At 74.5% G+C, this 15034-nt stretch carries 11 protein-coding genes; 10 read left to right on the forward strand and 1 reads right to left on the reverse strand.

Going from position 1 to position 15034, the window contains the following annotated elements; genetic code table 11:
* The first annotated feature begins 55 nt into the window (after positions 1 to 55).
* The 3 genes from HT134_RS13020 to HT134_RS13030 all read left to right on the forward strand — a co-directional run bounded on the left by HT134_RS13020 (position 56) and on the right by HT134_RS13030 (position 4219).
* Positions 56 to 2122, forward strand: coding sequence for a hypothetical protein (locus HT134_RS13020; protein WP_175600615.1), 2067 nt, complete (start codon positions 56 to 58; stop codon positions 2120 to 2122).
* 140 nt (positions 2123 to 2262) lie between these two features.
* The gene (locus HT134_RS13025) at positions 2263 to 3156 is read left to right on the forward strand and encodes a glycosyltransferase family 2 protein (RefSeq protein WP_312888103.1); all 894 of its coding nucleotides are present in this window, start codon (positions 2263 to 2265) and stop codon (positions 3154 to 3156) included.
* Position 3157: 1 nt separating this feature from the next.
* Complete coding sequence (locus HT134_RS13030) at positions 3158 to 4219, forward strand: glycosyltransferase family 4 protein (RefSeq protein ID WP_175600617.1); 1062 nt, start codon at positions 3158 to 3160, stop codon at positions 4217 to 4219.
* On the opposite strand, the gene HT134_RS13035 is transcribed toward HT134_RS13030, so the two are convergent.
* Positions 4120 to 5079, reverse strand: a complete 960-nt coding sequence (locus HT134_RS13035; RefSeq protein WP_175600618.1) for a lysylphosphatidylglycerol synthase transmembrane domain-containing protein — start codon at positions 5077 to 5079, stop codon at positions 4120 to 4122. The two genes, HT134_RS13030 and HT134_RS13035, sit on opposite strands and share 100 nt — an antisense overlap.
* Positions 5080 to 5227: 148 nt before the next feature.
* Here HT134_RS13035 and HT134_RS13040 point away from each other — a divergent pair, with 148 nt between their 5' ends.
* From HT134_RS13040 to HT134_RS13070, 7 genes are all read left to right on the forward strand, one after another.
* The gene (locus HT134_RS13040) at positions 5228 to 6046 is read left to right on the forward strand and encodes a class I SAM-dependent methyltransferase (RefSeq protein WP_312888104.1); all 819 of its coding nucleotides are present in this window, start codon (positions 5228 to 5230) and stop codon (positions 6044 to 6046) included.
* A complete protein-coding gene (locus tag HT134_RS13045; RefSeq protein ID WP_175600619.1) occupies positions 6043 to 6936 on the forward strand; it encodes a lysylphosphatidylglycerol synthase domain-containing protein in 894 nt (297 codons plus the stop codon). The genes HT134_RS13040 and HT134_RS13045 overlap by 4 nt, the downstream gene beginning before the upstream one ends.
* Before the next feature lie 95 nt (positions 6937 to 7031).
* Complete coding sequence (locus tag HT134_RS13050) at positions 7032 to 8150, forward strand: glycosyltransferase family 4 protein (protein ID WP_175600620.1); 1119 nt, start codon at positions 7032 to 7034, stop codon at positions 8148 to 8150.
* A gap of 32 nt (positions 8151 to 8182) precedes the next feature.
* Complete coding sequence (manB, locus tag HT134_RS13055; protein WP_246364376.1) at positions 8183 to 9262, forward strand: mannose-1-phosphate guanylyltransferase; 1080 nt, start codon at positions 8183 to 8185, stop codon at positions 9260 to 9262.
* A gap of 363 nt (positions 9263 to 9625) precedes the next feature.
* The gene (locus tag HT134_RS13060; protein WP_175601099.1) at positions 9626 to 10519 is read left to right on the forward strand and encodes a DNA-3-methyladenine glycosylase family protein; all 894 of its coding nucleotides are present in this window, start codon (positions 9626 to 9628) and stop codon (positions 10517 to 10519) included.
* Between the two features lie 56 nt (positions 10520 to 10575).
* Entirely contained in the window at positions 10576 to 13167 is a 2592-nt protein-coding gene (locus HT134_RS13065; protein ID WP_175600622.1) for a bifunctional FO biosynthesis protein CofGH, read from the forward strand.
* Between the two features lie 154 nt (positions 13168 to 13321).
* Positions 13322 to 15001 carry a substrate-binding and VWA domain-containing protein gene (locus HT134_RS13070; RefSeq protein ID WP_246364377.1) on the forward strand — a complete coding sequence of 560 codons (1680 nt, stop codon included), beginning with the start codon at positions 13322 to 13324 and terminating at the stop codon, positions 14999 to 15001.
* The last annotated feature ends 33 nt before the right edge of the window (positions 15002 to 15034 follow it).

Here is a 15034-nt window from a genome sequence, read left to right on the forward strand (position 1 = left end):
CGCCCGGGTCGCGTCACCGGCCGCACCCGCGGGTCGGATACCCTCGCGATCACCGATGGCATCCGGCGGGCTCGACCAGGCGCGAAGGGCCTCGGCGGGCAGGGTGCTCGCCGTGGCCTCGGTGCTGCCCGCCCTCGTCCTGGCCGGCTGGCTGCTGGCCGGCCTCCCGCTGCTGCTGGCCGGGGTCTACCGGCCGCTGCCCGCGCTGCTGCTCGGCCTGCCCGTGATCGCGCTGCTCTGCCTGGCCGCCCTCCGCCTCCCGGCGGGCCCCGCCGGCGACCCGCTCGGGGCGGGGCGGTGGCAGGTGGCCGGGGTCGGGGCGGTGGCGCTGGCCTCCGGCGTGTTCAACGCGCTGCTGCACAGCGAGCAGCTCGCCGTGCGGCGCGATCCGGCCACCTACGCCCAGTACGCGATCTGGCTGGCCCGCCACGGCTCGCTCCCCATCCCCTCGCAGGCGGCCGCGTTCGGCGGGCCGGACCAGGCGCTGGTGTTCCACAGCGTCGGCTTCTACCCGGCCGGCGGCGCGGTGGTGCCGCAGTTCATGCCCGGCCCGCCGCTGCTGTTCGCCGCCGGGCAGTGGGCGGGCGGCCTGCTGCTGACCCCGGCCGTGCTCGGAGCCCTCGCGGTGCTCACGGTGGCGGGGGTCGCGGCGCGGCTGGCGGGGGCGCGGTGGGCGGTCCCGGCGGCGCTGGCGTTCGCGGTGTGCCAGCCGGTGCTCTACACCTCGCGCACCACGCTGAGCGAGATCCCGTCGCTGATCCTGCTGTTCGGCGGCATGGCCCTGCTGCACGACACGCTGTCGCGCGCCGCCGCGGCCCCGGGCGTGCCGGGCCGCCGGTGGGCCGAGGGGGCGGTGGCCGGGCTGGTGTTCGGGCTGGCCGTGCTGGTCCGGATCGACGGCCTGCGCGACGTGCTGCCGGTGCTGGCGTTCGCCGGCCTGCTGGTGGCGATGCGCCGCTCGGGCCGTCCGGAGGGGGCGGTGGGGCCGCCGCTGCTGGCCGGGGTCGCCGTGGGGGCCGGGCTCGGGCTGTACGCGGCGTACGAGCTGGCCCGGCCGTACCTGGAGTACCTGTCGCGCTCGGTCCGGCCGCTGCTGCTGATCTGCGCGGCGGTGCTCGCGCTGACCGTGGCGGGCACGGCGGCGGCGCCGTGGCTGGGGCGCCTGCCGCGCCCGCGGTGGCTCCCGGCGGCGGGCGCCGCGCTGACCGTCCTGGTGATGGCGGGACTGGCCGTGAGGCCGTGGTTCCAGACCGTGCGGCGCGTGCCGGTGACCGAGGAGGACCGGCTGACCTGGCAGTTCATCATGGACACGCAGCGCGCCAACGGCCTGCCGCCCGACGGCGAGCACCTCTACTTCGAGCAGTCGCTGCGCTGGGTCTTCTGGTACGTGGGCGTGCCGGCCGTGATCCTGGCGACGCTGGCGGCGGCCGTCCTGGTGCGCCGGCTGCTGCGCGACGGCCGGCCGTTCCCCTGGCTGCTGCCGCTCGCGGTGATCGGCTGGACCACGGTCTCCACGCTGCTGCGCCCGGAGATCACCCCCGACCACCCGTGGGCGTCGCGCCGCCTGGTGCCGGTGGTGATCCCCGGCCTGGTCGTGCTCGCGGTCTGGGGGCTGCGCTGGCTGCGCGAGCGGCCCTGGTGGCTGCGGTACGGCCCGCGCGCCCCGGCCCGGGTCACCGCCGCCGGCCTCGCGCTGCTGCTCGTCCCGCCGGTCGTGACCTCCATCGGCACCGCGTTCACCCCCGTCGAGCGGGGCGAGGCGGCCGCCGTGGCCGCCATGTGCGCGCGGTTCCCGGCGAACGCGTCCGTGCTCATCGCCGAGCGCGTCACCGGCGACCGGCTCACCCAGGTCGTGCGGGGCTCCTGCGGCGTGCCGACGGCGAAGGTCGCCGTCACGGCGGGCGACACCGCGCCCGGCGACACGGTGCTGCGGCTCGCCTCGCGCGTCAGGGCGGCCGGGCGCGTGCCGGTCGTGCTCGCCGCCGACGAGGGCCAGGTCGCGCCGTACGGCACGCCGACGCAGGTCATGGGCCTGGTGACGCGCCAGGACGAGCGCTCGCTGACGGGCCCGCCCGACGGCACCTGGGGGCTGGTGATCAACGCCTGGATGGCCGTCCTCTGACCCGGAGCCCGGCTCCGCCGCCTGACAGGTCCCGCGCCGAGCAGCGGTGGCGCGCGGCCCGATGTGGACCCGGGCCGCCGCCGGGCAGAGTACCCTCGACGCACGTGAGCACGCCCGAGATCGGCCAGAGTGGAACCACCGTGGATGAAGCGCCCTACGTCACGATCGTCCTGCCCTGCTACAACGAGCAGGACCACGTCATCGACGAGGTCGAGCGCATCACCCGGGCGATGGACTCGAGCGGCTACACCTACGAGCTGGTCGCGGTCGACGACTGCTCCACCGACGGCACCCTGGCCCGGCTGGAGGAGGCCGCGCCCCGCTTCCCGCACCTGAGGATCCGGGCCTTCCACCGCAACGGCGGGTCGGGCACCGTGCGCCGCATCGGCACCCAGGAGGCGCGCGGCGAGATCGTCGTCTGGACCGACGCCGACATGACCTACCCCAACGAGCGCATCCCCGAGCTGGTCCAGCTCCTGGAGAAGGACGCCACGATCGACCAGGTCGTCGGCGCGCGCACCACCGAGGAGGGCTCCCACAAGCTGCTGCGCGTGCCGGCCAAGTGGGTGATCCGCAAGGTGGCCGAGATGCTCGCCGGCCAGCGGATCCCCGACCTCAACTCGGGGCTGCGGGCCTTCCGCAAGTCGGTGGCCCGGCCCTACCTGCGGCTGCTGCCCCCCGGGTTCTCCTGCGTCACCACGATCACGCTGTCGTTCCTGATGAACCAGCACGACGTCCACTACCTGCCGATCGAGTACGCCAAGCGGGCCGGCAAGTCGAAGTTCAGCTTCGTCTCGGACGCCTACCGCTACATCCTGCAGGTGCTGCGCATGATCATGTACTTCAACCCGTTGAAGGTGCTCATGCCGCCGGCGCTCTGGCTGGTGGCGATCGGCGCGGTCAAGGGCATCTGGGACATGGTCCACCACCCCTTCTACTTCCCGGCCAACACCGTGATGATCTTCCTGTCCGGGCTGCTGATCGGCTCGGTCGCGCTGCTCGCCGACCTGATCGTGCGCTCGCGGGGCGAGTAGCGTGCGCGTCGCGATCGTCGGCCCCACCTACCCGTACAAGGGGGGCGGCGCCCAGCACACCACCGAGCTGGCGCACCGGCTGTCCGCGCTGGGCCACGACGTGGTCATCGAGTCCTGGCGCGCCCAGTACCCGTCGTTCCTCTACCCCGGCCAGCAGACGATCTCCGCGCCCGAGGGCCGGCCGTACCCCCGGACCGAGCGCCGCCTCGACTGGCGCCGCCCCGACGGGTGGGTCGCGACCGGCCGCCGGCTACGCTCCGCCGACCTGGTCGTCCTCGCCGTGCTCAGCCCGGTGCAGGTGCCCGCCTACCTCGGCATCCTGTACGGCCTGGGCCGCCGGGCCCGCGCCGTCGCGCTGTGCCACAACGTGCTGCCCCATGAGCGCAAGCCGTACGACCGGCCGCTGATGCGGGCGCTGCTGCGGCGGGTGGACGGCGTGCTGACGCATTCCGGGCAGCAGGCGGAGCTGGCCAGGGCGCTGACCTCCGCGCCCGTCGGCGTGGCCGGGCTGCCGCCGCACCTGCCCTCCACCCACGCCGAGCGGTCCACGACCGTGCACCGGCGGCTGCTGTTCTTCGGCATCGTCCGGCCGTACAAGGGGCTCGACCTGCTGCTGCGCGCGCTGCCCGAGGGTGTGTCGCTGACCGTGGCGGGGGAGTTCTGGGGCGGCCTGGAGGAGACCAAGGCGCTGGTCGCCGAGCTGGGCCTGGCCGACCGGGTCGAGCTGCGGCCCGGCTACGTGGCGGCCGGGGACGTGCCGGGGCTGTTCGCCCGGGCCGACGCGCTGGTGCTGCCCTACCGCAGCGCGACCGCGAGCCAGAACGTCTGGCTCGGCCACGAGCACGGGGTTCCGGTGATCGCCACCCGGGTCGGCGCGCTGGCCGACCACGTCACCGACGGGGTGGACGGGCTGCTGGTCGAGCCGGGAGACGCCGGGGCGCTGCGCGCGGCGATCGAGCGCTTCTACGCCTCCGGCGAGCCGGAGAGGTTGCGGTCGGGCGTCAAGGCGGTCGATCCCGAGCCGTTCTGGTCGGCGTACACCTCGGCGCTCCTGGCGCTCTGACGGCCCAGCAGGAACGCGACGCCCGCGGCGGTCACGTCGGCGAGCGTGAACACCAGTCGTGAGGCCACGGCCACGGCGAGCGCCGCCCCGGTGCCGACGACCGGCGTGAACACCAGCACCATCGCGCCCTCGCGCACCCCGACCCCGGCGGGCACGAAGAACGCCAGCAGCCCGGTGGCCCAGGCGAACGCGTAGGCCCCGGTGGCGACCAGGTACAGGTCCCAGCGGCCGACGAGCAGCCAGGTGTGCAGCCCGAACACGAACCAGCCGAGCGCCGTCCAGCCCACGGCGGCCACGACCGCGCGGCCGGGCAGCACGCTCTCCAGCGGCTCCCTGCGGGCCAGGCGCAGCGCCAGATTGAGCCCCCAGGTGAGCACCTTCGGGTGCAGGCACACGATGATCACCGGCACCAGCAGCAGGAGGTACCACGCCTGGCGCACGGCCTGCTGGGTGGCGAGCGTGGCGGCGGCGACGGACAGCGCCACACCGAGGTTGACGACCAGCGACAGCGAGATGCAGGCGAACGTCCGGCGCGGCGGGCTGCCGTGGTCGCGGCCCAGCTCCATCGTCGCGGCGTATGCCCAGACCGAGCCCGGGATGTACTTGCCGAGCTGGCCCACGAACATGATGCGGCCGGCGACCCGCAGCGGCAGCGGCGAGCCGAGCCCGGCCAGCACCCGCCGCCAGGCGAGCAGACTGCAGAACTGGCCGGCCAGCACCGCGGCGAACGCGCCGGGCAGCGCCCAGGGTGACAGGCGCGCCACGGCCGTCGTGGTCTCGTCCCAGTTGCGTGCCAGGCCGTAGCCGAGGAAACCGAGCGCGACCAGCGCGAGCACGATGCGCAGCAGGCGGCGGAGCATCCGCCAAGGGTACGCGTGATCAGCACGGGCGGGTAGGGGGCGCGGGGGCGGGGGACGGGCCGCGGCGGGCCCGCGGCCGGACGCCCCGGCCCGCCCGTCGCGTCCGGACGGGCGATCGGCGGCCCAGGCGCGGGTACTGTTGGGCGTCGTGGGAAAGGAACGGGTCGCGCAGCTCGAGTACTCCGAGTTCCAGTCGGCGATGCTCGACGAGGCCAAGCGCAGGCGCAAGGCCGCGAAGATCATCGCGGTGCTGGAGCACTTCCACGGCCCGCTCGACGGGCTGGTCGTGGGCGACGTGGGCTGCTCGGCCGGGTTCATCGCCGACGAGCTGGCCGCGGCCGGCGCGGGCCGCACGCTGGGCGTCGACATCGACGTGCCGGGGCTGCGCAGGGCGGCCGACCGGTTCGGCGAGCGGGTGGCGTTCGTCTGCGGCGACGGCACGGCGCTGCCGTTCCCCGACGGCTCGATCGACGTGCTGGTGTTCAACCACATCTACGAGCACGTGGTCGACCCCGACGCGGTGGTCGCCGAGATGCACCGGGTGCTGTCCGACAAGGGCACGCTCTACCTGGGCCTCGGCAACCGGCTCGGCATCATGGAGCCCCACTACAAGCTGCCGTTCCTGTCCTACCTGCCGCCCGCGCTGGCCGACCGCTACGTGCGCGCCTCCGGCCGGGCCGACCACTACTACGAGCGCTTCCGCACCCGGCGGGGGCTGCGCCGCATGCTGCGCGCCTTCCACGTGTGGGACTACACGCTCCCGGTGCTGGCCACCCCGACCCGCTTCGCCGGCTCCGAGCTGTTCCCGGGCGTGGTGGGCCGCGTGGCGCAGGCCGTGCTCGCCCGCGCGCCGCGCGCGCTGCTGCGGATGACGCTGCCGCTCGTGCCCACGTACCTGTGGGTGGCCACCAAGACGCCGCGCCGCCCGGCGGGCGCCGCGCTCCCGCAACCCCCGCAGCCGTTGTGAGCACCGACGTCGGCGCCGGGCGGCGGCCGGTGGCCCGCAAGGTGGTCCGCTTCGGCTTCCTGCTGATCGCCCTCGGGTTCGGCGGCTGGGCCGTGGCCTCGCAGTGGGACTCCGTCGTGGTCGGCCTGGCCACGCTGACCTGGCCGGCGGTCGCCGGCTCGCTGGCCGGCGTGGTGGCCGCGCTGCTCGGGGCCATGCTCACCTGGCGCACCCTGCTGGCCGACCTCGGCTCGCCGCTGCCGTACCGGCCGGCGGCCAAGGTGTTCTTCGTCGGCCAGCTCGGCAAGTACATCCCCGGCGCGGTCTGGCCGGTGCTCGCCCAGATGGAGATGGGCCGCGACCTCGGCGTGCCACGGGCGCGCAGCGCCGCCGCGTTCTTCCTCATGATGCCGATCCAGCTCGCCACCGGCCTGCTCGTCAGCGCGGTGACGCTCGGCTGGGACCGCTTCGGCTGGCTGCTGCTGCTCGTGCCGGTGCTGCTGGTGCTGCTGGAGCCGAAGGTCGTCAACGGCCTGATCGGCTTCGGGCTGCGCAAGCTCAGGCGGGAGCCGCTGGAGCGGCCGCTCTCCCGCCGGGGCATGCTGACCGCGCTCGGCTGGGCGCTGGCCGGCTGGGCGTGCTACGGCGTCCACCTGTACTTCCTGGTCCCGCGGGCGAGCCTCGTGTTCGCCGTCGGCGCGTTCGCGCTGACGTGGTGCCTGGGCATCCTGACCTTCGTCGTGCCCGCCGGCGCGGGGGTGCGCGAGGTGGCCATGGTGGCCGTGCTGTCCCCGGTCCTGGACCGCGGATCGGCCATCGCGGTGGCCCTCTGCTCCCGGGTGATCATCGTGATCGGCGATCTCATCTGCGCGGGTTTGGCGGGACTCGCCGCACGACGCGGCGACGTGTGATTTGAGCCCCGATTTGGGGGAGGCTGGTCATAAGCTGAACCCAGAGGGGGACGCCAGGGCTCCCGCGATGATCTTGAGGGGAGAAGATCTTCGTAATGCCTCGAGTGCTCGTCGACGCGGCGGCCGTCCCCGCGGACCGTGGCGCGCTCATCCGTTACGTGGACGGGCTGGTGGCCGCCCTCGACGCCGCCGGCGCCGACCTCGTGGTGGTCTGCCAGCGGCCCGACGCCGGACGCTACCGCCGTCTCGCGCCCTCGGCCGACGTCCGGCCGGGCCCCGTCTCGATCACCAACCGCGCCGCCCGCCTCGCGTGGGAGCAGACCGGCCTGCCGCTGCTCGCCCGCCAGGCGGGGGCGGAGGTCATCCACGCGCCCTACTACTCGATCCCGCTGCACGCCGGGCTGCCGACGGTCGTGACCGTCCACGACGTCACCTGGTTCACCGAACCCGAGCACCACAGCCCCGCCAAGGCGGCGTTCTTCCGCTCGGCCACCCGCACCGCCGTGCGCCACGCCGCCCGCGTCATCGTGCCGTCCAAGGCGACCCGGGACGAGATGGTGCGCGTGCTGGCCGCCGACCCCACCCGCATCGACGTCGCCTACCACGGCGTCGACCAGGCGCTGTTCCACCCGCCGAGCGAGGAGGAGCGCCGCCGGGCGGCCGAGCGGTGCGGCCTGCACGGCCAGCCGTACGTCGCCTTCCTCGGCGCGCTCGAGCCCCGCAAGAACGTGCCCAACCTCATCCGCGGCTTCGCCGCCGCCGTCAAGAACATCGACGAGCCGCCCGCCCTCGTGCTCGGCGGCGGCGTCCACGAGGACGACGTGGACGCGGCCTGCCGGGAGGTCGAGGCCACGGTGAAGGTGGTGCGCCCCGGGTTCCTGCGCATGCCCGACCTCGCGGGGTTCCTCGGCGGCGCGCTCGCGGTGGCGTTCCCGTCGCGCGGCGAGGGGTTCGGGCTGCCGGTCCTGGAGGCCATGGCGTGCGGCGCGCCGGTGCTCACCACGCACCGCGCCTCGCTGCCGGAGGTGGGCGGCGACGCCGTCGCCTACACCGAGCCCGACGCCGACAGCATCGCGCTGGAGCTCGGCCGGCTGCTCGCCTCGCCCGAGCGCCGCCTGGCGCTCCAGGAGGCGGGGCTCGCGCGGGCCCGCGAGTTCACGTGGAAGGCTTCCGCCGAAGCGCATCTCGCCTCCTATCAACGCGCGGTCGAATAGTTCGGTAACCTCGCGGAGTGATGGAGAGCTCTTTGCCAGACCTCGAGGCGATCCTCCTGGTCGGCGGCCAGGGCACGCGCCTGCGTCCGCTGACACTCGGCACGCCGAAGCCGTTGCTGCCGACCGCTGGGGTGCCCTTCCTGGCGCACCAGCTCGCCCGCGCCCGCTCGTTCGGGGTGCGCCGGATCGTCTTCGCGACCTCCTACAAGGCGTCGATGTTCGAGCCGGCCTTCGGTGACGGCTCCGCGTTCGGGCTCTCCCTGGAGTACATGACCGAGGAGACGCCGCTCGGCACGGGCGGCGCCATCCGCAACGCGGCCGAGGCGCTGACCTGCGGGCCCTCCGATCCCGTGCTGGTGCTCAACGGCGACATCCTGTCGGGTCACGACATCGGCGACCAGGTGCGCACCCATGTCTCCCGGGGCGCCTCTGTAACGCTCCATCTGACGGAGGTGGACGATCCGACGCGGTTCGGCTGCGTCCCCACCGACGACGAGGGCCGGGTCACCGCGTTCCTGGAGAAGACCCCCAATCCCGTCACCAACCGCATCAACGCGGGCTGCTACGTCTTCACCCGCTCGGTCATCGACCGCATCCCGCGCGGCGAGGTCGTCTCGGTCGAGCGCGAGACGTTCCCCGGGCTCATCGAGTCGGGCGAGCTGGTCCTCGGCTACGCCGACCGCACCTACTGGCTCGACGTCGGCACCCCGGCCGCGTTCGTGCAGGGCTCGCGCGACCTCGTGCTCGGCCGCCTGGCCTCGCCCGCGCTGCCCGGGCCTCCCGGCGAGTATCTCGCGCTCGACGGCGCGCTGGTCTCACCGGAGGCCAAGGTCAACGGCGGCTCGGCCATCGGCGCCGGCACGGTCGTCGAGGCCGGGGCCGTGGTGTCGGGCAGCGTGCTGAGCGACGGCTGCGTGGTGCACTCCGGCGCGACGGTGGTCGACTCGGCCGTCGGGCAGGGGGCGCGGGTGTGCTCGGGCGCGGTGGTGCGCGACGCCGTGATCGGCGACGGGGCCGTGGTGGGGGCGGGTAACGAGCTCCAGCACGGCGTGCGCGTGTGGCCCAACGTGGAGCTGCCCGAGCGGGCGGTCCGCTACTCCACCGACGTCTGAGTCGCACCGGCGTCCGGATCCCACCGGCGCCTGGGATCCCAACGACGTCCGACGCCCACACCCAGCGCCCCGTCACCCATCCGCGCCTCGTCACCCGGCGGCGCGCCCCACGCAGTGACGCGCCCTACGCAGTGACGCGCCCTCGCTGGGGGCGCCCCCTGGCGGCGGAGGCGTGGCCTCATGGGAGGGGCAGCTCGCATGAGGAGGGGCGCTGCCACGGATGGGGCGCGCTCTCGTGGAGGGGCATGCTCGCATGAGGAGGGCGCTGTCACGGCGGGGCGCGGCCTCATGAGAGGGCATGCCCGCACGCAGGTGAAGGCGGCGTCCGCGGCCGGGGTGGTGAGGCGGCACACTGGACGGGTGATGGAGCGCAGGTGGGAGCCCGGTGGGCCGCTGGACGTCGGGCTGGCGCTGGCCCCGCACCGGCGCGGCTCCGGCGACCCCACCTGGCGGCGGACCCCCGACGGCGCCGTGTGGCGCACCTCCAGGACCCCCGACGGCCCCGGCACCCTGCGGGTGGGCCTCCACGGCGGCGCGGTGCTCGGCCGGGCCTGGGGCCCCGGGGCGGGGTGGCTGCTGGAGATGATGCCGGCCTGGGTCGGGGCCGACGACGACCTGTCCGGGTTCGCGGTGCGGCACGAGGTGCTGGCCGAGGCCGCCCGCAGGCACGCCGGGCTGCGCATCGGGCGCACCGGCCGGGTCATGGAGGCCCTGGTGCCGGCCGTGCTGGAGCAGAAGGTCGTCGGCCGCGAGGCGTGGCGGGCCTGGCGGTGGCTGCTGCACCGCCACGGCGAGCCCGCGCCGGGCCCGGCGCCCGAGGGCATGCGGGTGGTGCCCGAGCCCGAGGTGTGGCGGCAGGTCCCGTCGTGGCACTGGCACCGGGCGGGCGCCGAGGCCGTGCGCGCCCGCACCATCGCCACGGCCGCCTCGCACGCCGCCAAGCTGGAGGCCGCCGCCACCACCGAGGAGCTGGACCGGCTGCTGCGGGCGCTGCCCGGCGTCGGCGTGTGGACGTCGGCCGAGGTGCGCCAGCGGGCTTTCGGCGACCCCGACGCGCTCAGTGTGGGCGACTTCCACCTGGCCAAGCTCGTCGGCTACGCGCTGACGGGGGAGAAGACCGACGACCCGGGCATGCTGCGGCTGCTGGAGCCGTACGCCGGGCATCGGCACCGGGCCTCCGTCCTGGTCATGCTCACGGGCCTGCGCCCGCCCGCGCGCGGACCGCGGATGCCGGCCCGCGACTACCGCTCCTTCTGACCTCTGGCGGCCCCTGGGTGCGGGGCGTGAACTCAGGCCGTCGTAGTGTGCCTCGTATGAGTCTGGTCAGTGACAGCGCGCTGCGCCGCGCGCTCGCCCGCGCCCGTGACGGCAAGGCCCTCGACGCCACCGAGGCCGCCGTGCTCCTGCACGCCCGCGGCGAACATCTGGACGCCTTGCTGGAGCACGCGTCCCGGGTCCGGGACGCGGGGCTGGCGGCGGTGGGACGGGAAGGCGTGATCACCTACAGCCGCAAGGTTTTCATCCCGTTGACCAGGCTGTGTCGCGACAAATGCGGATATTGCACGTTCGCGACCGCGCCGCACAAGCTGCCCGCGGCGTTCCTCAGCCCGGACGAGGTCCTGGAGATCGCCCGGCAGGGTGCGGCGATGGGCTGCAAGGAGGCGCTGTTCACGCTGGGCGACCGTCCCGAGGACCGCTGGCACCAGGCGCGAGAGTGGCTGGACGCCCACGGGTACGACGACACCCTGTCGTACGTGCGGGCCATGGCGGTGCGCGTCCTGGAGGAGACCGGGCTGCTGCCGCACCTGAACCCCGGCGTGCTCGGCTGGCGCGACCTCCAGCGGCTCAAGCCGGTGGCCCCGTCCATGGGCATGATGCTGGAGACCACCTCCCGGCGGCTGTTCGAGGAGAAGGGGCAGCCGCACTACGGCTCGCCCGACAAGGATCCCGCCGTGCGGCTGCGCGTGCTGGAGGACGCCGGGCGCTCCAACGTGCCGTTCACCACGGGCATCCTCATCGGCATCGGCGAGACCGTCGAGGACCGGGCCGAGTCGATCTTCGCGATCCGGCGGGTGGCGCGCGAGTACGGCGGCGTCCAGGAGGTGATCGTGCAGAACTTCCGCGCCAAGCCGGACACGGCCATGCGCGGCCTGCCGGACGCCGACCTGGAGGAGCTGGCCGCCACGATCGCGGTCGCCCGCCTGGTGCTGGGGCCGCGCATGCGCCTGCAGGCCCCGCCGAACCTCGTCGACGCCGAGTACGAGCTGATGATCCGGGCGGGCATCGACGACTGGGGCGGCGTGTCGCCGCTGACCCCGGACCACGTCAACCCGGAGCGGCCGTGGCCGCAGATCGACGCGCTCGCGGCCCGCACGGCCGACGCCGGGTTCCGGCTGCGCGAGCGGCTGACCATCTACCCCGAGTACGTGCTGGCGGGGGAGCCGTGGCTGGACCCCCGGCTGTTCGCACACGTCCAGGCGCTGGCGGACCCGGACACCGGCCTGGCCCGCGAGGACGTGACGCCGCGCGGGCTGCCGTGGCAGGAGCCGGACGGCGGCTTCACCGCCTCGGGCAGGGTGGACCTGCACGTCGAGGTGGACACCACGGGCCGCACCCACGACCGGCGCGACGACTTCGACCACGTCTACGGCGACTGGGAGGCCCTGCGCGACCGCCTCGACCCGGCCGCCGCGACCGGGCCGGCGGCGACGGCCGGGGCGGGAGCCGGCGCGGGCACGCCCTCCGACGTCCGGCAGGCGCTGCGCCAGGCCGAGCGCGACCCGGCCGGCCTCAGCGAGGACGAGGCCGTGGCGCTGCTGTCGGCCGACGGCGAGGCCCTCGACGAGCTGGCCGCCATCGCCGACGACCTGCGCCGCCGCACCGTGGGCGACGACGTCACGTACGTGGTCAACCGCAACATCAACTTCACCAACGTCTGCTACACCGGCTGCCGGTTCTGCGCGTTCGCCCAGCGCCGCACCGACGCCGACGCGTACACCCTGAGCCTCGCCCAGGTCGCCGACCGGGCGGAGGAGGCGTGGCTCGCGGGCGCCACCGAGGTGTGCATGCAGGGCGGCATCCACCCCGACATGCCGGGCACCGCGTACTTCGACCTGGCCAGGGCGATCAAGGAGCGGACGCCGGACATGCACGTCCACGCGTTCTCGCCGATGGAGGTGGTCAACGGCGCCAGCCGGGCCGACCTGTCGATCGAGGAGTGGCTGCACGCCGCCAAGGAGGCCGGGGTCGACTCGCTGCCGGGCACGGCCGCCGAGATCCTCGACGACGACGTCCGCTGGGTGCTCACCAAGGGCAAGCTGCCCACCGCCGAGTGGATCGAGGTGATCACCACGGCGCACCGGGTGGGCATCCCGACGACGTCCACGATGATGTACGGCCACGTGGACACCCACCGGCACTGGGTCCGGCACATCAAGCTCATCCGGCGGCTGCAGGAGGAGACCGGCGGCTTCTCCGAGTTCGTGCTGCTGCCGTTCGTCCACACCAGCGCGCCCATCTACCTGGCGGGCATCGCCCGGCCGGGGCCCACCGCGCGGGAGAACCGGGCCGTCCACGCGCTGGCCCGGATCCTGCTGCACGGCGCCATCTCCAACATCCAGTGCTCCTGGGTCAAGCTCGGCGACGACCTGTGCCGCCAGGTGCTCGACGGCGGCGTCAACGACCTCGGCGGCACGCTCATGGAGGAGACGATCAGCCGCATGGCCGGGTCGGAGAACGGCTCGTACAAGACCATCAGCGAGCTGCGCGCGATGGCGGGCGCGACCGGGCGGCCGGTCCGGCAGCGGACCACCGAGTACGGCGTGCCGGGCGAGGAGCGCCTGGCCGCCTCCCTCGCCAGCGACGGCGTCTGCACGAGCGTGCGCCGGGTCCTGCCGATGGCGTAGGTATAACATGTTCTAAATTGCACTTGCGTCTCGCCCGGGAGGCGCTGGGAGAATCATCACTCCCCTGGAGAGAGGGTTCACCGTGCGGTTGGGGCGACACCGCGCCGCGTTAAGCGCTGAGCTGCGGCGGAGGAAGGCACTCCGGCGAGGGCTGTTGGCGGGGGTCACCGCCGTGGTCCTCGTCGCCGGCACGCTCGTGGTGCTCCTGGGCGGCGGCGGGGCACTGTGCGCCACACGAGAGCCTGTTCTGGTCAACGTCGCGGCGGCGGTGGACGTGGCGCCCGTGGCGATGCGGGCCGCCGCCCGCTTCAACGAGACGAGGACCGCCTCGGGCGGCCGGTGCGTGCTCGTCCAGGTCACCGAGCAGCCGCCGGCCACCGTGCTGCGCACGCTGATCGGCGACCGGGCGGGCGTGCTGCGCCAGCGGCCGGACGGCTGGATCGCCGACTCCTCGGCCTGGATCCGGCTGGCCCGCAAGCAGGGCGCGAGCGGGCTGCCCGCCGGGGAGAGCGTGGTGGCGACCTCGCCGCTGGTGTTCGCCACCCGCTCCTCGCTCGCGCGGACGTTCTCCGTCGGCGGCACCCAGATGAACTGGCGGATGGTCTTCCCCGCGACCGTGCGCGGGCGGCTGCTGCCGACCGAGCAGGAGCCGGACGTCGTGCGGGTGCCCGACCCGTCGCTGGCCGGCGCGGGCATCGCCACCGTGGCCGCCGCCCGGGACGTGGTGGGCACCGGGGCGGAGGCCGACAAGGCGCTCACGGCGTTCGTGCGCTGGGCGCAGGCCGGCTCCGCCCCCGACTACCGCACGATGATGGCCGCCGTGGACGACCGCGCGTTCTGGAAGCGGCCGGTCGTCATCGTGCCCGAGCAGTCGGTGTGGGAGCACAACCGGCGGGCGGCGTCGGCCGACCCGGTCGTCGCGCTGCGCCCGCGCGAGGGCACGATCATCCTGGACTACCCGTACGTGGTGACCGCGACCGACCCGGACGTGGCCGAGGCGTCGAAGGTCTTCGCCGACTGGCTGCGCGGCGAGGAGGCCCAGGACCTCGTGCGGCGGGACGGGTTCTGGTCCGGCGACGGCGCGCGCGGGCCCGTCTCGCCCGGCCCGCAGGTGCCGGCCGAGACGCCGATGACCCGGCCCTCGGTGTCGCCGGAGGACATCGACGAGGCGCTGCAGGCGTGGAGCAGGCTCGCCCCGCCGACCAACATCCTCGTGCTGGCCGACACCTCCCGGCACATGGCCGAGCGGGTCAAGGACACCACGCGGGTCGGCATCGCCCTCCAGGCGGCCAAGATCGGGCTGCGGCTGTTCCCCGACTCGACGCACATGGGCATGTGGGAGTTCGCCGACGGGCTGGGCGGCGCGAAGGGCTACCAGGAGCGCGTCTCGCTCGGGCCGATCACCAGGCCCGACACCGGGCAGGTCGTCCGGCGCAGCGTGCTGGACGAGCTGACCAGCACGATCACCGCGCATCCCGACCGCGACAGCTCCCTGTACGACGGGATCCTCGCCGGGTTCCGCGAGGTGACCCGAGAGTACCGCGAGGAGATGAACAACACGCTCCTCGTGATCACCTCCGGGAAGGACGACGGGCGGGGCGTGACGCTCCAGGAGCTGGTGGGCAAGCTCAAGGACGAGTGGCGGCCGGACCGGCCCGTGCAGATCGTCGTCATCGCGTTCGGCACGGGCGCCGACCGCGACAGCCTGGGCCAGATCACGGCCGCGACGAACGGGTCGCTGCACGTGGCGCGGCAGCCCGGCGAGATCATCGACGTCTTCCTCGCCGCGCTGGCCCGCCGCCTGTGCCACCCGACCTGCAAGCAGACGCCCTGAGCCGGACGCGGGAAGGCGCCGCCCCGGGTGCGC

It is taken from the genome of Nonomuraea rhodomycinica (assembly GCF_013363995.1).
Lineage (GTDB): Bacteria > Actinomycetota > Actinomycetes > Streptosporangiales > Streptosporangiaceae > Nonomuraea > Nonomuraea rhodomycinica.